Origin of the sequence: Mucilaginibacter gossypii (assembly GCF_900100945.1) — a bacterium.
Classification (GTDB): domain Bacteria; phylum Bacteroidota; class Bacteroidia; order Sphingobacteriales; family Sphingobacteriaceae; genus Mucilaginibacter; species Mucilaginibacter gossypii.
In genome coordinates, this window is sequence record NZ_FNCG01000003.1 from 391340 (window position 1) to 414142 (window position 22803).

Sequence of the window (22803 nt, forward strand, 5' to 3'; positions counted from 1 at the left end):
CTGACAAATTGATAAAACGATCGGCGAATGCCGATCGGCCATGAGAAGCACACATTCAATTAACGGCACCTTTTGTTAATTTGTAAGTTCGTAATTTTTTAATGCTTATTTACTATTAGTTTTTGTTTAAAACTTTTGGGAATTTTTTTTAACTTTATTAAACAATCGCAAAATATCTTATACCCAAATCTCTCGTATTATGAACGAGTTAAATACTTTATCTCTTGAAAATGAAGCGGGGTTTAAAGCTTTATTTCAGTACACTACAGTTGGGGTTTTGGTGATAAGTGAAGGGGGGGGAGGATCGAGTTATCTAACCCATGTGCATAAAAATTGTTCGGCTATGATAAATCCGAGCTTGAAGGGCAATTGGTAGAATTATTTTTGTAAAACAATACGTAGAGTTATTGAACGGTCACATCAGTTTTATCAGCAACGCTAACCTCGGAATAACTTTCATTATTGAATTTCCAATGAATCTAAGGCTATGAAAACGATCTTACTGGTAGAAGACAATAACGACATTCGCGAAAATACCTGCGAATTGTTGGAATTGGAAGGCTATAACGTCATCCCCGCATTGAATGGAAAAACAGGATTAATATTAGCTATTGAACACCTGCCTGATTTAATACTTTGCGATATTATGATGCCTGAGGCTAATGGTTATGAGGTTCTTAAATATTTGCAAGACAATGCCGCGACCAGGGCTATTCCATTTATATTTTTAACGGCCAGTGCTGAAAAAAAGGATGTAGCGATCGGCCTGGAGATGGGGGCGAGCGGCTACATCCGCAAGCCATTTGACCCTGAAGAACTTTTTCAAGCCATCAGGCATTCGCTGCAGGAGTCGGTTTAACTAAATATTTGTTATCAATATGTGATAAACTATTTAAAATAGCGTGCCCAAGGTCATTTGTTCTAATATTCTGAGGAGCGATTTTTGTTGATAAATAAATAATCAATGAAAATCCCTGAAGGAAGCGAAAGCAGGAATATTTTAATCAGGGGAGGATTACGTATAACCAGACAATTGGCCCCAACCGCGCTCAAAAGCTTTCGGTTCGATTTTTACATCGGTTGTGCTGCTTCAATTATACTTGTTATATTAACAGGGGCAGTTTCTTATAATACGTTAATCCAACAAGAAAGAAATGAAAAACGGATAGAACGTACCTACCAGGTGCTCAGAAAAACTGACTCGCTGAACATGCTGTTTAATCAGGCTATGGTGTACCAAACGTATTCAAAGCCGTTAGCGCCTAAAGATAGTTTCGGCTTAAATGCGCAGCAGTATGACGGGCTTAATACAAAAGTTAATTCCTTAAAAGCTTTGGTAATTGATGATAATCAATTAACGCAGGTTATTAACTTGAAACATCAAATAGACACGCTGCGGAGAACGACCTTTTCAGAAAGCGGTAGCATCAGGTTACAAATTGAAAAAATTAACGAAACCATCCGCCGCTTTAAGCACCTGGAAGAAATGTTCCTGTCTTCGCAAGAGGCCGGTTATAAACTATCCTCTAAACAAACCAGGGTTGTTATAGTTGCCGGTTCTGTTTTGATAATGGTTATTGTATCTTTTTTAGTTTATCTAATTCTGAAGGAATTAAACGCCCGTATCAGGGCATATAGGGAAGAGTTTGAATTAAACCAATTAAAAAGCACGTTTGTGACTTTGGCATCACATGAATTTCGTACACCGTTAAGCTCTATTTTACTGTCAGCTACCCTAATCGCTAAATACCTGGAAAAAGATGAAAAAACATCAATTGTCAAACATGTTGCCAAGATCAAACAGGTAGTTCACAATCTTGAAGATATCCTTGAAGATTTTTTATCTGTTGAAAGGCTGGAAGAAGGTTTGACTGAAGCCGAATTTTCATCTTTCGATTTGGTACCGCTTTGTGAAGAGATTATGGCTGCTATGAAACAAATGGCCCGGCCCGGCCAGGAATTAACTTACAAACCGGTTCAGGAAAATGCCGTTGTTTGCCTGGACCGGATGCTGATCTCAAAATCAATCAATAGTCTTTTATCCAATGCCATTAAGTATGCGGGTGATGAAACAAATATCGAACTGGTTACCAATTTGACCGCCGAAAATTTGTTAATCAGTGTGAGAGATAATGGTATAGGGATTGCAAAACAGGATCAAATGCAACTGTTTTCAAAATTTTACCGAATCAATAATACCGGGCATATTTCCGGAACGGGATTAGGGCTTAATATTGTGAAGCGGTATGTTCAGTTAATGAACGGTACACTCCAATTTTGGAGCACCCCCTATAAAGAAACCTGTTTTACGATGATCTTTCCTGTTAAATAAATAGGATAGTTCGGGACAATTTATTTATACTTTAGAAAGGCAGGCACTCCAGATTATTTTCCGGTTTTGAAACGTAGTTTTATAAAAAACAAACCTATGATCAAATATGGGTTTCACTTTTCATTTGCTGCGACAATATTGATAACGTTATAAGGCACATCTCTGAGAAATTGGATATCTGAAAAACGGTTTTTAAAGGTAATTGAGTTGGTGTTTAAGCAAAGTATCAAATATCAATATAAGTTTGCTGCGATTAGAAATTCTGAACCTTTTCGAAAAAACCACGCAGGCGCTCGCAAGCTTAATCTTTTTAAACAACTCGCGATAATACTGGTAAGCCAGATAAACGCCCCGGCGGGAAGATTTTGGTAGCTTTCGGATGTCCTTCAACGCTTCATTGAAGTCTTGTTCAATCTCTTGTTCTATATTTCTTTTATCTGTTTCGGAAAAATGCTTAAGGTCAATCCCCGGAAAGTAGCTTCTGTTGAGCTGAAGATAGTCCGCGCCGATATCCCTCAGGAAATTAATCTTTTGAAAGGCCGCGCCTAAGCGCATGGCTCCCGGCTTAAGAGTTTCGTAACTGTCCTTATCGCCGTTTGTGAACACGTATAAGCACATCAGGCCAACCACTTCAGCAGATCCAAGGATATATTCCTCAAATTTTTGTTGATCATAAAGCTGGTCGTCCAGGTCCATTTCCATGCTATGCAGAAATTGGTTAATCAATTGATGATCTATACGGTATTTATTGACTGTTTCCTGGAAAGCGTTAAGAATGGGATTTAGGCTGATACCCAGTTCTATCGCTTCAAAGCAATCCTTTCTAAATTTATTTAGTAATTCACGCTTGTCATAATTATGAAAGCTGTCCACGATTTCGTCAGTAAGCCTTACAAAGCCATAGATGGCATAAATAGGCTTATGCAATTCTTTATCAAGAAAATTGATGCCCAGAAAAAAGCTGGTACTGTACCTGCGTGTTGCCAGTTTACTACATTCCGCAGAAAGGCGGTCAAATTTTTCTTTCATCGATTAGATTTTCAGATAGTTTAATAATTGATGTATTGAAACATTGCCATAAAAGCCGGCAGGCGGAACACCTTGTTCTGGTACGCTCGGGTGTCCTGCAAAAATAAGTACGCCGCGGCGCTTAATCCGGCAATGTCAGTGCCTGTTATCGCGTACCCTTTTCGTTCCTTTTTGCTCATATAACCGGCGCGATTATTTGTTCAAAATCCGGAAGCGTTTCCAACCAATACACGTTTTTGGGAAAGTGAACGCTATTTATAACTTGCTTGTTGCCAGATAAGTATATTTTAACAGATTTGAAAGTAGACGCGAGCTGGTCAATATATGCCTGTGCATTAGCAATTGGCCTTACACGCGTCATAAAAAAAAGGAGGTTGTGAGGTTGCGTGCTTTCAACCGTATGGTTTAAAGCCAATATGGGCACCTGCGCACCTAAATAAATCACCCGATGGCCGGCAGTCCGCAACATATAGCTTGAAAGGAGCAGGCCAATATCATGATCTTCGTCTTCCGGTAAAAATAGCAGCCATAACGGTTTGCTATTTTGCTGTTGCTCCAAACAATCATTGATTGCTGAAAATAGCTTTTGCCTGATGATGGACGAAAGAAAATGCTCCTGTGATGGACAAAGCGAATTGTTTAGCCACATTAAACCGGCACGGACTAACATGGGGTATATCACGAATTTATATGTTCCTAAAACTCCATTCTGCTCGAACGATTTGGTTATAAGTTCATTTACCGCATACTCATGAAAAATTAATGCATTGCTGATGATCTGAGAAATGAAATACTCATGCTGATGTTGCGCGGGCCGCGTTTTATCTATTTCATTCTTGAGTAGTTTGTTCATTTCCTCCCGGCTTAATGCGCAGGCTTTAGAAATTTTGTAGCCAGCGTGGTAAAGTCCGGCTATGCTCAATAATTTCTTTAGTTGGTCATCATCATAAAAGCGCGTATTCCCAGCTGTTCTTGAAGGGGTAAATGCCCGGTACCTCCTTTCCCAAATACGGATATTATGGGCCGAAACACCTGACAATTGCTCAAGATCAGAAATGGAATAATTCATTTTGTCTAAGTTTTATTAATTCAAATTTAGACAAAAAAATGAATTAACAAATGTTTCTTTATGAAGTATGCCAAATTTCTTAAGCGTAAGTATTGTAGGGAATATACAGGTTGCTAAGCACGGAAAAACCCGAGGTGGTGACAAGAGGCACAATGAAGCTGTAGAACCTCTGAAAAATATTAACCGATACTAACTAAAACCGGTAATATGAAACCGAAGAAGATCATGTCTTAATCAATTGATAAGGGGCGTCATCAGGATTAATTATGCATCTAAAATGCTTGTTTCAAAATCTTAATGTACTATCAACGTACTTTCTATCACGAGGTTTTTACTTCTGAGTCCTTACGTAACCATGCTTTATAAAGCTCGAACCAAATAACGGAGGTAAACCCTATAATTATACTCATCACCAGGTCACTCATATTTAGCGAGTTGAAACCGAAGAAAACTGCCAAAGGGCGGATGTATATCAGGGAACATGATATAAAGATTGTAAGCCCGATAACCAGCAGCACAAGGTTATTTTTATATTTGATAGTTGTAAACAGCGAGTAGTAAAACGAACGATTGACTAAAGTGAGCAAAATATTAGCCGATATCAGAGTGGTAAATACCATGGTACGGGTTACTTGTTCATCTGCTGCTTTGCTTATGGCATATTGGTAGACCGTTAGTGTTCCGATTGTGATGGCTGCCCCTTGTACTATGCTGGTCGCCAACTCTTTCCAATTAAAGAACGTGGTGCTGAACGGACGTGGCTTTTGCAACATTGCATTCTTTTCTATGGGCTCGTTTTCATAAATGATCGAACAAGTCGGCCCCATAATCAGTTCCAGGAAAATAATATGCACCGGTGAAAAAATATTCGGATAAATCCAACCTAAAGCCAGTGGTATAAATACCGTTAATACGATGGGAATGTGGATAGAAATAATATACTGTATGGCCTTTTTTAGGTTAGTGTAGATACGCCGGCCCATGGCTACAGCATCAACCATTTTCGAAAGGTCATCCTCCAATAAAATTAATGAAGCAGCCTGCTTCGCTATCTCTGTGCCCTTTTTTCCCATCGCAATGCCAATATGCGCCGCCTTCAGTGCGGGGCCGTCGTTAACTCCGTCTCCGGTCATAGCTACTATCTCATTTTGGGCTTTTAAAGCATTGATGATCTTTAGCTTGGCATCCGGGAACATACGTGTAAAAATGTTCGCTTTCTTCACTTTCTCCCTAAGTTCCTGTTCTGACAATTGCATCAGCATGTCTCCGCTGATGCATTGGTCTGCTCCATGGAAGTCAATTTGCTTCGCGATAGCGCCGGTGGTTTCTGCATTATCGCCCGTGATGATTTTAACCTTAATGCCAGCTTTGTAAAAGCCCTGTAATACAGCAGTGATGTTTTTCTTGGGCGGATCATAAAATGCAACCAGCCCTTTGAATACAAAATGAAACTCCTGCTGTGTAGCAGGAAAATCACTTCCCACAAAATTTGCTTCGCCTACGGCCAATACCCGGTAACCTTCGATAGCCAAAGCCGCTATTGCAGCAGTCACGTGTTCTTTCTCGATTTGATTTAGGTTGCTGACGCCGATCAATGCTTCAGGTGCACCTTTGGCTGCGATAATGCGATTCCCTTTTCCATTTTCAAAAAGGTGGGTCATCATAGGCGGCTTGCCGCCCAGCGGATATTCGTGGATCATTTTATAATCCGAACGCTCATCTGCCCGATTTGTGTGGGTGTAGGCATTGTGCAGGGCAACTTCCATCGGATCAAAAGGGATCGGTTCGCTGGCCCACATGGCAAGCGCGATTAGCTCTGTTGCTGCGCCGGTCGATAGCTTTTCATTAAGATTGTAAATGCAATCCTCCTTCAGGACATACGCTTTCGCCAGGCTCATCTTATTCTCGGTTAGTGTGCCGGTTTTATCAGTGCATATTACCGATGCGCTGCCCAAAGTCTCCACCGTTTTCATTTGCTTGACAACGACCCCAATTTTCATAAGCCGCCAGGCCCCCAGCGCCATAAAAGTGGTAAATGCAACAGGGATTTCCTCGGGCAGGATACTCATGGCCAGCGTAAGCGCTTTAAGGAGACTGTCTAAGATATTTGCCGAATGAAAATAGTTTATCCCCCACACCGTCAGAAACACAATTACCCCCACGATCACCATTTTCTTTACGAAATTGCTGATCTGTATTTCCAGGGGTGTTTTTTCTTCCGCTATAGATTCGAGGCTCCTGCCAATTTTACCTAATCGTGTTTGGTTACCTATTGCCGTTACGGTTGCAATGGCCAGTCCGCTTGCTACTGTTGTGCCACTGAAAATCAGATTGTCTGCTGAGGAGCTGTCTTTAAAAACAGCCAGGGATTCGCCTGTGAGAATGCTTTCGTTGATTGAAAAATCATTGGAATGTTCAATAACACCATCAGCAGTAATAAAAGTGCCTTCCTCTACTATCAGGCTGTCGCCAATAACAAGTTCTTCTTTTTTTACTTCTAAAACTTCTCCGTGCCTGATCACTTTGCATTTAGGTTGCGAAAAGTCCTTCAATTTTTCGAGCGCGTTCCGGCTTCTGGAGTCCTGATACAAAGATATGCCCGACACGAGTACAATTGCTGAAGCCAAAAAAATACCGTCGCCCGCCTTTCCGCTAATAAAATAAATACATGAGGTAACTAACAATAAGATTACCATCGGTTCTTTTGTCAATCCTATCAACGCATTAACAAATCCGTTTTCTTTCTTAAACGAAAGGCTGTTCGCTCCGTATTTAGATCTCGCCGCAAGTACTTCCTGTTCGCTCAGGCCATGTATATTGAAATTATTTATTGCCATTTATCTAATCAGCTAATAGTTAGTTACGAACTGATCAGATCATTTCAGACGGAATGACCATCAGAGGTAAATGCTGGTTGTCTAAAGCGGCCACCGTTGTAGACTTGTCAAACAGCCCCGACAAAAAAAAGTTTTGATGATGAACAAGTGTAAGTATATCCGATCCGTTATCTTTGCATAGCCTATTTAATCGTTTAATCACGTCTTTTCCCCTTATTTCCTGAAAGGTTATATTATCCTGTTTGATTGCATCAATATGGTTAAGTAAAGCCTTTTCTTTTACAGTATCGCCTTCCTCTTCTATGGCGGATACGTGGACAATTTCCAGGTGAAAGTGTAACTGTTTTTGTAAGCCGGTTAAGTAATTGATTGCATTGATATCGGCCAGTTCGAAAGCCGTGGCTAATGTTACTCTTTTAAGCTGGGCTAAATCCGCTTTTGGCGGGATGATCAATACGGGGCGGGACGAATGATCTATCACCTGCATCGTATCTCTGCCGAAGATTAAGTGGTCTAAAGAGCTATCTGTACTACTGCCGATTACAACAAGATCAATGTTATTATCCTGAATAACCGCCGCTGTATTTCGACCAAGTGAACCTTCACCAATTTGATAATCAATTTTAGGTTCAACGCCTTCTATAGTTAGATCTGCAATAATATGCCTTAGTTGACTAGCCAATTGGCCCAGCCTTACCTCGCTTTCGTCTTTACGAAAAACGAATTCTTCTACCACCCAGGGGCCACCAGCATATGTAGGAAGTATAGGGTGGTCATAATAAGTGTTGTAAAGCAATATATCTGCATTTAAATTCCTCAGAGCTTTTGCGGCGGTTTTTGCGGCGTGGTTTGCATTTTCCGAAAAGTCAGTGAGCATTAGAATTATGTTCATGGTGTAATTCTTTAGATTGTAAAGCTATCCGTTCATTATTCGCCAATAAATGATTAAGATCATTTATTGGCTTGATTACTATTATTTAAACAGTGCTATTAGTTGATCACCTTTGATAAAAAAGTCATGAACCAAACACACATCCACCTGCTGATCACGCACCTGCCTATCGTTGGTACGGCTTTGGGTGCATTTGTCCTGATCCATGGAATATGGAAAAGAAACAAAGGTACACTAATCGCTGCTTATAATGTTTTGATTGTCTCAGCAATTGGGGCCGGTATAGCCTATGCAACCGGCGAGGGTGCTGAAGAAACCATTGAACATTTAAAAGGGATATCTAAATATCTCATTGAAGATCATGAGGAGTCTGCCCTGGTATCTTTGATCGCTTTAATACTTACAGGTGGGGTTTCTCTGATTGGGCTCTTTGCAACATTGAAAAATACATCACAGGTTAGGCGTGTAGCCTTAATAGCGCTCACTGTATCCTTGATAAGCTTTGGACTGATTGCAAGGACGGGCTATTTAGGTGGGCAAATCAGGCATTCGGAAATCAGAACTGATACGATGTCTACATCAAAAGAGAAAAATGATAAGGATAATGATTGAATAGAATTATGTTTGTCAACCTTGCGCATAAACGGAGTTATTATATAGTAAATGCCATTACCTTTTATAGGTTATTGACGGCTCCGTTACTTTTGACATTATTATTTTATGAACGGCTTTCAATTTTTAAATGGTTGCTTATTGTAAGTTTTCTTACAGATGCGGTGGATGGCCATCTGGCGCGCAAATTCAAGGTGACCAGTGCGTTTGGTTCAATTCTGGATTCTGTCTCTGACGACCTTACCATCGCGGTAGCGATTATCGGTATTGTTTTGGTGAACCCTGCGTTTCTTAGACAGGAACTTGTATTAGTTGTAATTCAAGTGTTTCTCTTTTTCGCGCAGATCGCGGCAGCATTATTTCGCTACCGTAAGATTAGTAGCTTCCATACCTACCTGGCCAAATTTGTTGCGGTTTTTCAGGCTGTATTCCTTATGCTCTTCTATTGGTTACCCCAACCGGTTTACATATTGTTTTACTTTGTGTCAGCTTTAACCATTCTTGATTTGTTAGAGGAGATAATACTCGTACTTATTATTCCGAAATGGGAAACTGATATAAAAGGCTTATATTGGGTAATCAAAAAAAGCGCACTTCCAAAAGTGTAAAACTGCACCCCATGGTAAAAGAAATGCCGGTGACCGTGAAGCGGGCCATAGAACTAATTGGCCTGTTTGTTTTAGGAACTATTATCATAGCTGGTAATACGATCATTATGCCTTTGTTAATGGCGTTCTTCTTCAGCCTGGTACTTTTACCCGTCTTTCGTTTTTTCAGGAAGCTCAAAGTACCGGAGGTTATTGCGGTTTTTTTGCCAATATTGTTATTGACGATTGTCGTAGCGCTGATCATCTGGCTGTTTTCCAGTCAGATAGGTGCTTTGTTGGATGATTTTCCGCAGATTCAACGTACCGTGGCCAAACACCTGGATGACCTAAGTATCTGGATCAGCAAGTCATTTGGATATTCCCCGGCAGAACAAGTGAAATTCATTAATGTGCAAAGCAAAAAGTTATTCAGTTCCTTAGGCGGAGTTTTAAGCGGCGCGGCTGGATCTTTGTCTGGCATGGTTATATTTATTGGGTTATTGCCGATCTATATCTACCTGATCATTCTATATAGAAACCTTTTTTTAAGATTTCTGCTGATGTGGTTTAAAAAAGAGCAGTATCTAAATGTAGAAGAAGCAGTAAGGCAAACTGAAAAAATGGTTAAAAGTTATCTTGTGGGCCTGCTGATACAGATTACCTATATCATTATTCTTTTAGGTGGCCTATTATGGTTTTTCGATATTCAGAATGCACTGCTCATTGGTATTATCTTCGCTTTTCTGAACCTGATCCCGTACCTGGGCGCCCTGATCGGCAATATTCTGGGTGTGCTGTTAACGCTCGCTTCGTCAGATAGTATTGCAGATGTGCTGATTGTATTGGGAGCTATTACAGTAGTACAATTTCTGGATAACAATATTTTAATGCCGCGTATCGTAGGGTCGCAGGTAAAAATTAATCCGCTTGTTTCCATCGTTGGTATTATTATTGGCGGAAGCATGGCGGGGCTTTCGGGCATGTTCCTGGCGATGCCGGTACTATCCATTTTAAAGATCGTGTTTGACCGTAGCGAAAATTATAGGCAATGGGGTGTATTATTGGGCGATGAGCGGCCTGTAAAGAGCCAGATGCACGTTTAACTCTCTCGGCTATATATTTTCTGGAAAGCCTTGTAGCCCTGAAAAATAACTAATGGTAACAGGCTGGCTGTTGTAGCGGACAGCCACAACTTAAATGAGAGCTGCGATAACCCTAATACTAAACGCAGGCCGGGCAGTGCAAAAACCAGTAAAAGAAGACCGCTGCAAATCAAAATGGCAATCCATATCCATTTGTTCCGGGTAATTTCATTATTTATAAATCCGGAGCCTTCCGAAGACATGTTGAATACGTGAAATAGTTGAGCAAGGGTAAGAGTGATAAACGCGATATTATTGCAGGTTTGATCATCACTATGCAGCGCTACTTTGCAATAAACAACCGCAATGACCACAGTTGAGGTGATTGAAGCCGAATGTAGTGCTATTGCCAGCCACTTTTTGTTGGTGATGATATTCTTTCCTGGTGCTCTTGGCGGTCTGGACATCACAGTCTTATCCCCTGTGCCCAAGCCCAGCGCCAATGCAGGAAATATGTCTGTCACCATATTCAGGAACAGAATTTGTAATGGCAATAACGTGGCACCAGGTATAATTATACCTAAAACGGTAACAATGAATATCTCGCTTAAGTTGCAAGATACCAGGTAGACCACAAACTTTTGAATATTTTGAAAAATCTCCCTCCCGTGCGCCACTGCCTGAACGATTGATGTAAAAGAGTCATCTTTCAAAACAATACTCGCCGTCTCTTTCGCTACCTGGGTGCCTCTGATACCCATTGCAATACCCACATCTGCATTCTTTAATGCCGGGGCATCGTTTACACCATCTCCTGTCATTGCAACTATTGATCCGGCTTGTTGAAATACATGAGCGATTTCCAGTTTCTGTTTGGGTGAAACCCTTGCAAAAACAGCAGCAGCCAAAATACGCTGCCGCCAATCATTTGTCAATAGCTCGGCCCGTGGTAACTCAGTGCCGGTAATTACCTCTTTGTCGTCCTCATCAATTAAGCTTACCTTCCGGGCAATGTTTAAAGCAGTTTTCGGGTGGTCGCCAGTGATCATCACTACCCTGATGCCTGCTTTTCTGCAACTAAGCATAGCACCTTTAATATCTACCCTGGGTGGGTCAAGAAAGCCGGTCATTCCAATGTAAATAAGGTCATTTAAATAATTGTGCGTATCAAGGTTGTTACCCGACCGGTAGGCAAATGCAAGCACCCGCAACCCTTCAGCCGCCATCTTCTCCGATTGTAGCAGGATGGATTTACGGGATGCGCTATCAAGTATTTTGATGTGTGCACCCGACTGTAAATAGTTGCATTTATCCAGCAATCTTTCAACCGAGCCTTTGGCAGCAGTGAAGTATCCTGACGATGTTTTATGTAAAGTTGCCATCATCATGATCTCCGAACTAAAGGGTACTTCTGCAATACGTACAAATTGTTTGCTTAACAAATGGTTGTCTAAACCCGCTGCAATGGCCGTTTTTATTAAGGCAACTTCTACAGGGTCACCGGAAAGTTGATCCGGCTCAGGATATTTTTCTTCAATAGTAGCATTATTGCATAAAATACCGGTTAAAAGTAGTTTGTCCAGATTTTCGGCGCTTTTAACTGCTCCGTTAGGAAATTTCAGCAGGTTGTTTTCTACTTGTGCTTTTACGGTTTCTTCCGGAAACGCCAAAGTATCGGTAAATATCTTGTTTTCGGTTAGGGTCCCGGTTTTATCAGTCAGGATAACCCCGGTGCTTCCCAACGTCTCTACGGCAGATAGTTTCTTGACAATTGCATTACGCCTGGCCATCAATAGCATACCATAGGATAACGCGACGGTAGCAACGATAGGTAAGCCTTCCGGTATAGCTGCCACTGCCAGCGCAATTGATGTTTCTATAATGGTTAATATGGCTTTGCGTTGGATAAATCCGGTTATTGAAAATATTGCGGTCATGACCAGTGTAACCCAAATCAATTTCCTACTTAACCTGTTCAGCTTTTTATCCAGCGGGGTGATTGTATCCACCGAAGTTTCTACAAGCGAAGTTATTGTGCCCAACTGTGTATTTGCCGCTATACCGGTTACTACCATTTTACCGTTACCATTAATAACTGAGGTACCCTTAAAAACCATGTTATGCTGGTCGCCAACAACGGTGTCTTTTTTTAATGTTTCAACAGTTTTATCAGTAGGAAGGGACTCGCCGGTGAGCGATGATTCGTCGCATTGTAAACGGTTTACAGCAACTAAACGACCGTCTGCAGGTATAATATCTCCAGCTTCGAGTGGAATCAGGTCGCCTGGTACTAATTGTTCGGAGGGGATCGATCTGGATTTACCACCACGAATAACCTTTGCCGTTACTATATCCATTTTTTTTAGCGCATTCATAGAGTTGCGTGCCTGAAACTCCATAAAAAAGCCGATCAGCGCATTAATTAAGATAACGGCCAGGATGGCTGTGGTTTCCAAAATATCTTTAAAGTAAAGTGAAGCGAGTGATCCGGCTATAAGGAGATAAACGATGGGGTTTTTGAATTGATATAGCAGAATTAACCAGAGACTTTTTTGTTTTTGAGTTTTATAGCTATTTAAGCCATAAACACGGCTGCGTTTTTTTGCTTCATAATAAGTAATCCCCTCAGCAGTATCGGCTTGAACCAATTTAGCAACTTCTTCAACTGTTAACGAAAACGGCTGATCTATCGGGTATTTCATGGTCATGCTGAAAATGGTTTTATTTACCGCTACTCAGGGACGGGACCTTGGCAAAATTATTTGCCATCCTTTTTTTTAAAGGTTAGTAAAGGAACCTTTCCATAAAAGGAATATTCTGTGGCATTAGAAGGGAAAAATAGCTTTTCGAGCATAGGCCTGGACTGATGGGTGAATAAGACCAAAAGGGACGGTTTGCTGATCTTAACAGCGTGATCTATATCTTCCAGTAAATTATTGTTGACATCTCTTTGCAGGTTTAAAAGGCTAATTTTATAACTATTTTTTTTCTGTAAGGTGGCTTCAGCCAACTCTTTGTCAAAAGCAAATTCATTAGGATAGGCGATATGTACCATCTCGACACTGGCACCAATTGGCCTGGCAAAATCGACAACCTCTTTTAATTCGTTTTCATAATCAGTCATATCCGAAGCATACAGGATGTGTTTCAGTTCTTTTAAATGGTATGCGCTTGGTATGCATATAACAGGGACAGTTGAACAGCTGATCAATTTTGCGGTATGCGTGCCGAATATTTTTGCAATAGTTCCCGCTCCACGAGTACTGATGCAGATATAAGAACAACTGTTCCTGCTGGCATAATCTGTGATGCCATCAACTACATCGATATTGGATACTAAAACTAATTCGTAGTTAATTTCGCGTTCATCGATATCATGATAAATGCCTGCAATAAATGATGACAATTCGTCTGTCGTTTTTTTTCTGAATTCAGTTGTATACGCCGCAAAAGCGTGGTCTGTCCATTTGAAGGGTTTTAAAAGATGGTATACGTGAAGGATGGTTAATTGCGCTTTACGCTGACTGGCCAGTTTAATCGCAAAACGGATAGCCGCTTTGGAATTAACGGATTGATCTGTTGTAACTAATATCTTTTCCATGATTTATTCGAGGTTTAACCGTTGTGATGTTGTTTTATTCGGCATGTATATGCGTGTTGTTTAAGAACTTAAAATAACTTTCAGCGCTTTCTCTTCGGCTGCATTGCCAAATGTATCGTATGCTTCTGCCACCTGATCTAATCTGAAACGATGTGTGATTAGTTTGGCGGGCGCTATTTTCTTTGATTGTATCGTTTTTAACAACATTGGTGAAGTCACTGTGTCCACGAGCCTGGTCGTGATAGTAATGTTTTTCGACCACAGGTCTTCCAGGTGTAAACGGACACTTTTTCCATGAACGCCAATGTTGGCGATACGGCCGCCAGGGGCAATAATCGCCTCACATAGCTCGAATGTCTCGGGAATGCCGACAGCTTCTATCGCCACATCAACGCCGGTTTGGTTGGTGAGTTTCATTACCGCTTCAATTGTATTTTCATTGCGGCTATTAATAATCTGTGTTGCACCGAATTTTCTGGCCACATTGAGCCGGTTATCATCCTGATCGATCATGATAATTTCCGCAGGTGTATAAAATTGAGCGGTAAGTAAAGTGGCAATCCCGATAGGGCCGGCACCTATTATGGCTATTGTATCTCCAGGTTGTACCTTTCCGTTCAACACGCCGCATTCAAAGCCTGTAGGTAATATATCGCTTAACATCACCAATGCTTCTTCGTCAGAACCGCTGGGTACCAGAAAAAGGCTGTTGTCTGCATGGGGGATACGAACATATTCTGCCTGCGTGCCATCAATCAGGTGTCCTAATAACCAACCGCCATCTGTACAGTGAGAATACATGCCCTTTTTACAGTAGTTACATTTACCGCAAGATGTGATACAGGATATAATCACGTGGTCGCCCGGCTTAAAATTACTAACAGTGGTCCCCACTTCTTCGATCACGCCCACGCCTTCGTGCCCTATGATCCTGCCATCGGCAACTTCAGGAACATCACCTTTCATAATGTGCAGATCTGTACCGCAAATCGTTGTTTTCAGGATTTTTACAATGGCATCGCTTGTTGATAGCAGTACCGGTTTGGGCTTTTCTTCCCAGGCTTTCTGACCTGGGCCGTGATAAACTAATGCTTTCATATTTTCTGCTTTAACTGCTTATGTTAAGCACAAAATTGCTGTTGTTTTATTTTTTTATGATGCTGGTCGTCAGGTAAATAAATGATATATATCACTATTTAAAAATGAGAGGTAATTGACTCGTTATTTGTATATTAAACATGTGGGCGGTTTATCTGCAATGGTATTGCACTTGAAGGCCTTTAGACATGTCTGCAAAGGGCAAATCATTTTGAATGATGAGGTCACCATTATAGTTGATCTTTATCCTGGCCAGGCTTAGGGCGTCGGATTAACTTTGTATCAACCGATGGATGGAATTTATTCCTGTTTCGGTAAATGATCGCGGGCAGGGATTGAACCATTGTCCGACGTCGTTGCGGAACCGGAAAAACCGGTTCCGCTTTTTTTAAATATTGCAACAGGCTTCATTATCAACCAAAGGGATTCTCTATCTTTCTCCCCCCGCAGTATTATTATACCATCTGTAAGTTGTTGGCTTATAGTTTATTATTTGCTCTGTTTTTTCGTGAAATGTGATTCCGACAATCTGAATGGATATTGAATGGTGATCGTTTTATGTACATTAAATGGCAATAATTGTGTTTACAATAAGCCAACATAGTTTTGAAATATAGTTGACTTTAATTAACTCCAGTAGCAAATTTGATTTTTACCGTGATCTTCTGCGTACCTTTTTTAGCGCCAGGTCTTTTTCTTTTTCTCGCCCCTTTTTTAATATTTTAAAATTCGCGATCTGTTAAAATCTGTTAAATACCCGAGATTTCATCTAAACTACAGAATGTAAAGATACTATTGCAATAATTAAATAAACGCACCTGAAGCTGAATTGCTTTACGCAGAGATTTACCTTCAGGAGGCTTGTTTAAGTTAGTTGAGATTTATTGATATACCCCGATCTTAAATTTATGGACAGAAAAGAATTTCTATCAATTGCCGGAATTACGGCAGCGTCATTCGCACTGATTAACTGTATGGGCTGCAGTAAACAATCCGACAATGCGTCGGCAGGTATCACCGGGCCAACCGGCGTGGATTTTACACTTGACCTCAGCCTTTCGGCAAACTCGGCTTTACTCGTGAACGGCGGCTATCTTGCCTCAAAAGGTGTAATAGTGGCTAAAACAACAACCGGCAGCTATATTGCTGTTCAGCAATCTTGCACCCATGAAAGCTATCCTCTTATTTATCAGAGCAGCGGACAGCAGTTTTTTTGCAATAATCATGGTTCCGCTTTCACGGAAGCCGGAGTTGTTAAAAATTCGCCTGCAAACCGCAACCTTACCGTATATCAAACAACTTTAACCGGCACCTCGTTGCGGATATTCTCTTAACCAGTTAATAAAATGAAATTACTGATCATCTCATTATTGTTGTTTACAGGCAAGCCGGTTACATGGCTTGGTGATTTTAAGAAAGCGCAGACGGAAGCGGCAACGTCGCATAAGCTCATAGTAATAAATTTTTCCGGCTCTGATTGGTGTGGCCCTTGCATCCGGCTGCGGAAAGAGATTTTGGAATCCGAAAAATTTAATGATTTCGCTGCAGATAAACTTGTTTTGGTAAGGGCTGATTTTCCCCGCCAAAAGAAAAATCAACTAAGCAAGGAGCAGGTACAATTAAATGAAGCGCTTGCAGATAAATACAATCCTGACGGTAAGTTCCCATTTACGCTGCTTGTTGACGAACATGGTAAGGTACTAAAAGAGTGGGACGGCTATCCAAATGAGTCCACTGAACAGTTTATTGACCAGATCAAGGCGTTTGTCCAATGACAGCCATTGGCAGCGGGGCAACCGTACATCAACGTGTGCTGAAACTGATGGGTAACCGTTTTGAGATAAGCGTTGTAGGAGATGACGGGCAATGGGCCGCAAAATGTATTGATCAGGCTGTAGCGGAGATAAGCCGCATAGAAAAATTACTAACTACGTTCAGTGACGATAGCCAAACCAACCAGATCAATGCCGCCGCCGGAATAAAGCCGGTAAAAATAGATCATGAGGTTTTTCAACTTATTCAGCGTTCGCTAAGGATATCAGAGCTTACGCAGGGAGCATTTGATATTACTTACGGATCAATTGATAAAAGCCTATGGAATTTTGATGTAAATATGAAAAGTCTGCCTAATGCCGAAACCGCGCGAAATGCTGTACGACTGATCAATTATAAAAATGTGATCATGGATTCTGATCACATGACTGTGATGCTTAAAGAAAAAGGTATGCGTATAGGTTTTGGAGGAATAGGAAAGGGGTATGCAGCTGATAGGGCGAAAGCCATTTTACAGCAAAATGGAGTAAACAGCGGGATAGTAAATGCAGCCGGCGACCTGATTACCTGGGGAACACAACCTAATGGTAAGCCATGGACTATAGCAATAGCAGATCCGAATAAGCAGATGACGCCGTTTTCAACGCTCAATATCAGTGATATGGCTATTGCCACATCCGGTAACTATGAAAAGTATGCTGTGATAAATGGAAAAAAATATTCCCATACCATCGATCCTAAAACAGGTTTGCCGGTAACCGGAATTAAAAGCGTAAGCATTATTTGTCCGAGCGCGGAGTTTGCCGACGCTATGGCCACACCCGTAACAGTAATGGGGATCAGCGTTGGATTGGACCTGGTAAATCAACTACAGCAACTTGCCTGTGTGATCATCGACGACAATAACCGCCTTTACACCTCCAGTAATATTAATATTAAAAATTAGTACATGAAAAAAATACCCCTGATTAAATTAATGCTGGTAAGTAGCTTACCGGCGCTCGGCCTTACATCTTGCATGTCGGTAAAAGCATATCAGAAAAATCGCCTTAATGATGCAGAGATGGAGCTATCAGCCCGTAAATCGCAAAAGTTTGAGCAAAGTTTCCAATTGTACCGTGAAGGTGGTTCAGGAGCAAATGGCGGAAAGAGCGGCGGTGGCTGCGGATGTAATTAAAACGGCGACCGGAAATGAGGAAAATATATTTATGCGTTGCCGCTCTGTATTTAGGAATAGTTGCTTCGCATGCGCAAACTAAAGCCTTGCCCGTTAAAGATAGCAGCAATTACCAGGCACGTAAGCTTAAAATTGATGAAATTAACATCATATCTGCCTATTACCACCAGGATGGTAACAACTCGGCAGTTACGGGTGGTATCGGCACAGAAAAACTAACTGATTTTGCTAATACCTTCGATCTGCAATTATCCAAATATGGAATAGGAGGAAATAAACACACTTTTACTTTTGAATTGGGTGTTGACCATTATACGTCCGCTTCTTCAGATAAGATCGATCCCTATAGTATTTCTTCCGCATCAAGACAGGACACCCGTGTATACCCCTCGCTAAATTGGACAGTATCTAATGATAAAACGGGAAATGCATTTGGCTTAACCGGGTCTTATTCACATGAGTTTGATTACCAGTCTTTCGGTGGGGGTATCAACCTAACCAGGGTATCAAAAGATAAAAACACGCAGTTTGATTTTAAGGGACAGGTGTTTCTTGATACGTGGAAGGTTATATTGCCGGTTGAATTAAGGCCCCCTGGATATGGGTCAGGGTCAGAGAGGGACGGGCGGGGTAACGTAGACCATAGCCCCCGCAATTCATTTAGTACATCGTTTTCAATTTCGCAGGTGCTTACCACACGTTTACAGGCTTTGTTCATTATCGAACCGTCCTATCAGCATGGGTTACTGGCAACAAAATATCAACGTGATTATTTTACCGATGGATCCGAAAGGGTTGAAAACCTGCCGGGTAGCCGTTATAAATTGCCAATTGCAGTAAGGTTCAATTATTTTCTGGATGATCATTTTGTGATTAGAACGTTTTACAGGTACTACATGGACAATTGGGGGATCCGGGCGCACACAGCCGAATTGGAGATACCCATAAAGCTTACCTCTTTTGTATCGGTAAGTCCATATTATCGGTATAATAATCAGAAGGGTACAAGGTACTTTGCACCTTATGGGCAACATGATCCAACCGCTGTGTACTATACCAGCGATTACGATTTGTCAACACTCCATAGTAACTTTGTTGGTGCCAATATCAGGTTATCACCGCCAACCGGCGTATTTGGATGGCAGCATTTCAATTCGCTGGAGATCAGGGCGGGGCATTACATGCGCTCGACGGGCTTAAATTCAAATATTGTAACTTTAGCAATGAAGTTTAAATAAAGCCTTATGCATCGGGAACATCATGTAACAAGTTCAGAAACCATCAGGGATATCGTTATCGGTATGTCTGATGGTTTAACCGTGCCTTTTGCACTTGCAGCCGGGCTAAGCGGAGCAGTAAGTTCGTCGACCCTGGTGGTTACCGCGGGTATCGCCGAAATAGTAGCCGGATCTATTGCCATGGGGTTGGGCGGATATCTTGCCGGTCGAACAGAAGCTGACCACTATCAATCCGAGTTGAAGCGGGAATATGATGAGGTTGAACGTGTACCTGAGCAGGAAAAGGCAGAAGTAAAGAAGGTATTTGCAGATTTCGGACTTTCAAATCATCTACAGGACGAGATTGCAGATGAGATGGCAAAAGACAAGAAACAATGGGTTGAATTTATGATGCGTTATGAATTGGGCCTGGAGGAACCTAATGCAAACCGCGCTACCCAAAGTGCCATCACTATTGGCATTTCCTATATTGTGGGTGGTATCATCCCGCTTTCACCCTATATCATTATTCATGAGGCGCAAGAGGCACTTTATTACTCATGCGGGGTAACAATAATTTGCTTGTTCATTTTTGGCTATTTCAAAAGTAAAATGACCGGCCAGCCTGCGTTAAGTGGCGCGTTAAAAGTGGTATTTATTGGAGCTCTTGCCGCAGGGGCCGCGTTTATTATGGCAAAGCTGATTACCGGTAAATAATGGTTATTTATCATTACCGCCGTTGATCATGTCTGAAACTATACCCTTGTCATCTTTCCGCTCAGCCAAAAATACGCCGGTCAAATGAACGAGTATAAACGCGATAATCAGGTACATACAAAAGCCGTGAACTTCTTTAACACTATGCCTGATAGCCTTAAATGGCGCTAACAGATCTTCAAATGCCAGAAATAAACCCGTTAATGCCATTATAATAAGTAAGATATAGAATGCTGCATAAACGGCTTTCACAATGAGCTCATGTTTGGCAAGTTCACGCTCTTTTCTTGTGGAATGAAACTGACGATAAAGGTCCTTTATCCGGCGGATGAATTTTTGATCGGTTACTTGAAAAAGTTCAAGGATGAGCCTGAACAGTAATAATCCCGCTAATACATAACCAAACCAGGTATGTATGCTCCAAACACTATCGCCAAGCGCATGAGCAACCGAGCCAGATTGATCGTCGGTTATTGTGGCGCCCTGGGTTTTCAGTTGCGTTTTAATTATTTTTGTTAAAGTTCTTCTGTCAGTAATAGTGGAATTGATCAAAACAGTAATTAATGAACCACTAATAACTATTGTGTTTGCCCAATGCCAAAAACGCAAGGGAGCTGAGTATACCCGGCGAGTGAGAGGCCGACTATCAGGTTGGATTATTGCCATAGTTGTTTTAACTGGAATCGGGTTATTTGTATCCTCATTTAAAATGTTTGTAAATTACCTGATAATTTTGAAGTAAGTCTGTAGTGTTGGTAATACTTCAGGTTCTCTTCAGTTTCAATTTTTAAATTTGATTAAAAAGCTTTGAAAATACTGGTAATAGAAGACGAGCAAGGTTTACGCGAAAACATCACGAGTTATTTGAATGTAGATGGTAACATTTGTGAAAGTTGTAATGCATTGACCCCCGCACTGCAAAAACTATCTGATTATGATTATGACTGTGTTTTGCTTGACATTGGCTTACCCGATGGCGAAGGGTTTGGTGTACTTGAATACTTAAGCACACAACAAAAAAGCGAAGCTGTTCTGATTATTTCTGCCCGCAACTCGCTCGATGATAAATTGAAGGGGCTCAACATAGGCGCAGACGATTACTTGACCAAGCCTTTCCATTTGGCCGAACTTAAAGCCAGGCTGATGGCTGTTTATCGCAGGAAAGCGCTAAATACCAGCAGCAAGCTGGTTTTTAATGAAATTTCAATTGATATACAGGGGCGCACTGTCGAGGTTAATAAAAATACGATAATATTAACCAGAAAAGAATATGAAATGTTACTGTACTTTATTGCCAATAAAGGTAAAGTAATTTCAAAAAATGCAATTGCGGAACATCTTTGGGGTGACGAGATGGACATGTATGATAGTTTCGATTTTATTTATACCCATATTAAAAACCTCCGGCGGAAAATTCTGGATGCGGGAGGAAGAGATTATTTAACATCTATATACGGACTTGGCTATAAATTCACTGATTGATGAGGCTGTCAGAGCATTATACCAGGACGAGTTTCTATATCACCCTGGCTGTGTTAGTGATAGGAGCAGTGATTTACTACTTCGCTATAAGTTACATTGGCACACAGCAACTTGATCGGGCGCTTCAACAACAATTAACAGAGGCTGAAGAGTATATCAGGAGCAACAATGGCAATCCGCAGCAATATGACCTTGACCGCGATCACGCTGTATTTGTTAAAACTTACAAGCAACTGTTACAGAAGCGTTTTTTTGACACTATTTATTTAAAACCGAAAGAGCAGCGATGGGAAGCGGGTAGGGCCGTAGAAGACCTCGTAAAATTAAAAAACAGCAACTACAAGGTTACAATTACTATTTCGAGGGTTGGGCAAAAAAATCTGATCGAACTCATTTCTATTATCACGCTTGCATTACTTGCCGGTTTATTGACGGTACTCTTTATAACCAATAAATATCTGCTAAATGGCCTTTGGAAGCCTTTTCAACTCACCCTAAAAGAGATCAAACAGTTCAATATCGCCGACGTTGATCAGTTTAAAGGTAAACCAAGTAAGGTGGACGAGTTTACAGAACTTAATGAAGCCATACGGGAAATGTCTTTAAGGGTAACTCAGGATTATCTTAGCCTGAAACAATTTACAGAGAATGCATCACATGAAATGATGACACCACTGGCTGTTGTAACCACCAAATTGGATACGCTAATACAGGACGAAACATTGAATGCAGCGCAATTGGCACAAATCGCAGATATTTACAGCTCAGTAAACAAGTCCAGTCGGCTTAATCACTCATTATTACTGCTGGCTAAACTGGAAAATAAGCTGATCGTTGAAGAGGAATCGATTGAACTCGATGTAATACTTGAAAGGAAAATGCTCCAATTTCAGGAACTTATGCAAAATAAGAACCTTACTGTCCGTTATAAGCTGCACCCGAAGCAGATATCGGCCAGTAAATACCTGATAGATATTTTACTAAATAATTTGTTTGGTAATGCAATCCGCCATAATGTGCCGGGTGGTGAAATTTTTATTGGTCTTGACCCATACCAACTTTCGATAAAAAATACCGGTATTGCAAATGCGCTGAACGGGCAACAAATTTTTGAACGTTTTCACAAAAGCAAAGATTCACAAGGTGCCGGACTGGGATTAACACTGGTTAAAAATATTTGCCAGCACTACGGGTATGGCATCCAATACCAATATGACGAGGGAAAGCATGCGTTTGTCATAACCTTTTAATTTCATAGCCTGTTTGTCACGTTTCTTATACATAAGCTTTAACTCCAA

General features: G+C 41.1%; 21 protein-coding genes. 13 read left to right on the forward strand and 8 right to left on the reverse strand.

Going from position 1 to position 22803, the window contains the following annotated elements:
• Positions 1 to 487: 487 nt before the first annotated feature.
• Both BLS28_RS07755 and BLS28_RS07760 read left to right on the forward strand, forming a co-directional pair.
• Complete coding sequence (locus tag BLS28_RS07755; RefSeq protein WP_091164195.1) at positions 488 to 859, forward strand: response regulator; 372 nt, start codon at positions 488 to 490, stop codon at positions 857 to 859.
• Between the two features lie 105 nt (positions 860 to 964).
• The gene (locus BLS28_RS07760; protein WP_091164199.1) at positions 965 to 2332 is read left to right on the forward strand and encodes a sensor histidine kinase; all 1368 of its coding nucleotides are present in this window, start codon (positions 965 to 967) and stop codon (positions 2330 to 2332) included.
• 192 nt (positions 2333 to 2524) lie between these two features.
• Here BLS28_RS07760 and BLS28_RS07765 read toward each other — a convergent pair whose 3' ends face one another.
• From BLS28_RS07765 to BLS28_RS07780, 4 genes are all read right to left on the reverse strand, one after another.
• Complete coding sequence (locus tag BLS28_RS07765) at positions 2525 to 3361, reverse strand: phytoene/squalene synthase family protein (RefSeq protein ID WP_091164202.1); 837 nt, start codon at positions 3359 to 3361, stop codon at positions 2525 to 2527.
• A 175-nt stretch (positions 3362 to 3536) separates the two neighbouring features.
• Complete coding sequence (locus tag BLS28_RS07770; RefSeq protein ID WP_091164204.1) at positions 3537 to 4430, reverse strand: MerR family transcriptional regulator; 894 nt, start codon at positions 4428 to 4430, stop codon at positions 3537 to 3539.
• A gap of 320 nt (positions 4431 to 4750) precedes the next feature.
• Complete coding sequence (locus BLS28_RS07775) at positions 4751 to 7267, reverse strand: cation-translocating P-type ATPase (protein ID WP_091164206.1); 2517 nt, start codon at positions 7265 to 7267, stop codon at positions 4751 to 4753.
• A gap of 34 nt (positions 7268 to 7301) precedes the next feature.
• A complete protein-coding gene (locus tag BLS28_RS07780) occupies positions 7302 to 8159 on the reverse strand; it encodes a universal stress protein (RefSeq protein WP_091164208.1) in 858 nt (285 codons plus the stop codon).
• A gap of 126 nt (positions 8160 to 8285) precedes the next feature.
• Between BLS28_RS07780 and BLS28_RS07785 the strand changes: the two genes are divergently transcribed.
• Genes BLS28_RS07785 through BLS28_RS07795 form a run of 3 tightly spaced genes read left to right on the forward strand, consistent with a single transcriptional unit; the run spans position 8286 to position 10461 of the window.
• Complete coding sequence (locus BLS28_RS07785) at positions 8286 to 8771, forward strand: DUF2231 domain-containing protein (protein WP_091164210.1); 486 nt, start codon at positions 8286 to 8288, stop codon at positions 8769 to 8771.
• A gap of 8 nt (positions 8772 to 8779) precedes the next feature.
• A complete protein-coding gene (locus tag BLS28_RS07790; protein WP_091164212.1) occupies positions 8780 to 9379 on the forward strand; it encodes a CDP-alcohol phosphatidyltransferase family protein in 600 nt (199 codons plus the stop codon).
• An 11-nt stretch (positions 9380 to 9390) separates the two neighbouring features.
• Entirely contained in the window at positions 9391 to 10461 is a 1071-nt protein-coding gene (locus BLS28_RS07795) for an AI-2E family transporter (protein WP_091164965.1), read from the forward strand.
• On the opposite strand, the gene BLS28_RS07800 is transcribed toward BLS28_RS07795, so the two are convergent.
• Genes BLS28_RS07800 through BLS28_RS07810 form a run of 3 tightly spaced genes read right to left on the reverse strand, consistent with a single transcriptional unit; the run spans position 10458 to position 15139 of the window.
• Complete coding sequence (locus BLS28_RS07800) at positions 10458 to 13142, reverse strand: cation-translocating P-type ATPase (RefSeq protein WP_256337372.1); 2685 nt, start codon at positions 13140 to 13142, stop codon at positions 10458 to 10460. The genes BLS28_RS07795 and BLS28_RS07800 overlap by 4 nt on opposite strands.
• A 56-nt stretch (positions 13143 to 13198) precedes the next feature.
• Positions 13199 to 14041: a universal stress protein gene (locus BLS28_RS07805; RefSeq protein WP_091164216.1), complete on the reverse strand. Its 843-nt coding sequence runs from the start codon at positions 14039 to 14041 to the stop codon at positions 13199 to 13201.
• Positions 14042 to 14101: 60 nt separating this feature from the next.
• Positions 14102 to 15139 (reverse strand): zinc-dependent alcohol dehydrogenase family protein, encoded by a 1038-nt coding sequence (locus BLS28_RS07810; RefSeq protein ID WP_091164219.1) that lies wholly within the window; start codon positions 15137 to 15139, stop codon positions 14102 to 14104.
• Positions 15140 to 16047: 908 nt separating this feature from the next.
• On the opposite strand from BLS28_RS07810, the gene BLS28_RS07815 reads away from it, so the two are divergent.
• Genes BLS28_RS07815 through BLS28_RS07840 form a run of 6 tightly spaced genes read left to right on the forward strand, consistent with a single transcriptional unit; the run spans position 16048 to position 20023 of the window.
• Complete coding sequence (locus BLS28_RS07815) at positions 16048 to 16473, forward strand: QcrA and Rieske domain-containing protein (RefSeq protein WP_091164221.1); 426 nt, start codon at positions 16048 to 16050, stop codon at positions 16471 to 16473.
• Positions 16474 to 16485: 12 nt separating this feature from the next.
• Positions 16486 to 16914, forward strand: a complete 429-nt coding sequence (locus tag BLS28_RS07820; RefSeq protein WP_091164223.1) for a thioredoxin family protein — start codon at positions 16486 to 16488, stop codon at positions 16912 to 16914.
• The gene (locus BLS28_RS07825; protein ID WP_243770778.1) at positions 16911 to 17858 is read left to right on the forward strand and encodes an FAD:protein FMN transferase; all 948 of its coding nucleotides are present in this window, start codon (positions 16911 to 16913) and stop codon (positions 17856 to 17858) included. Before BLS28_RS07820 ends, BLS28_RS07825 begins: the two co-directional genes overlap by 4 nt.
• A gap of 3 nt (positions 17859 to 17861) precedes the next feature.
• Positions 17862 to 18089 (forward strand): DUF4266 domain-containing protein, encoded by a 228-nt coding sequence (locus BLS28_RS07830; RefSeq protein WP_090526062.1) that lies wholly within the window; start codon positions 17862 to 17864, stop codon positions 18087 to 18089.
• 14 nt (positions 18090 to 18103) lie between these two features.
• The gene (locus BLS28_RS07835; protein WP_091164228.1) at positions 18104 to 19327 is read left to right on the forward strand and encodes a DUF3570 domain-containing protein; all 1224 of its coding nucleotides are present in this window, start codon (positions 18104 to 18106) and stop codon (positions 19325 to 19327) included.
• Between the two features lie 6 nt (positions 19328 to 19333).
• Positions 19334 to 20023 (forward strand): VIT1/CCC1 transporter family protein, encoded by a 690-nt coding sequence (locus BLS28_RS07840; RefSeq protein WP_091164231.1) that lies wholly within the window; start codon positions 19334 to 19336, stop codon positions 20021 to 20023.
• 3 nt (positions 20024 to 20026) lie between these two features.
• Here the strand turns inward: BLS28_RS07840 and BLS28_RS07845 are convergent, their stop codons facing one another.
• Positions 20027 to 20689 (reverse strand): cytochrome b/b6 domain-containing protein, encoded by a 663-nt coding sequence (locus BLS28_RS07845; RefSeq protein WP_091164233.1) that lies wholly within the window; start codon positions 20687 to 20689, stop codon positions 20027 to 20029.
• A gap of 141 nt (positions 20690 to 20830) precedes the next feature.
• Between BLS28_RS07845 and BLS28_RS07850 the strand changes: the two genes are divergently transcribed.
• A complete protein-coding gene (locus BLS28_RS07850; RefSeq protein WP_091164237.1) occupies positions 20831 to 21505 on the forward strand; it encodes a response regulator transcription factor in 675 nt (224 codons plus the stop codon).
• A complete protein-coding gene (locus tag BLS28_RS07855) occupies positions 21505 to 22755 on the forward strand; it encodes a sensor histidine kinase (protein ID WP_129570051.1) in 1251 nt (416 codons plus the stop codon). Before BLS28_RS07850 ends, BLS28_RS07855 begins: the two co-directional genes overlap by 1 nt.
• Positions 22756 to 22803: the final 48 nt, after the last annotated feature.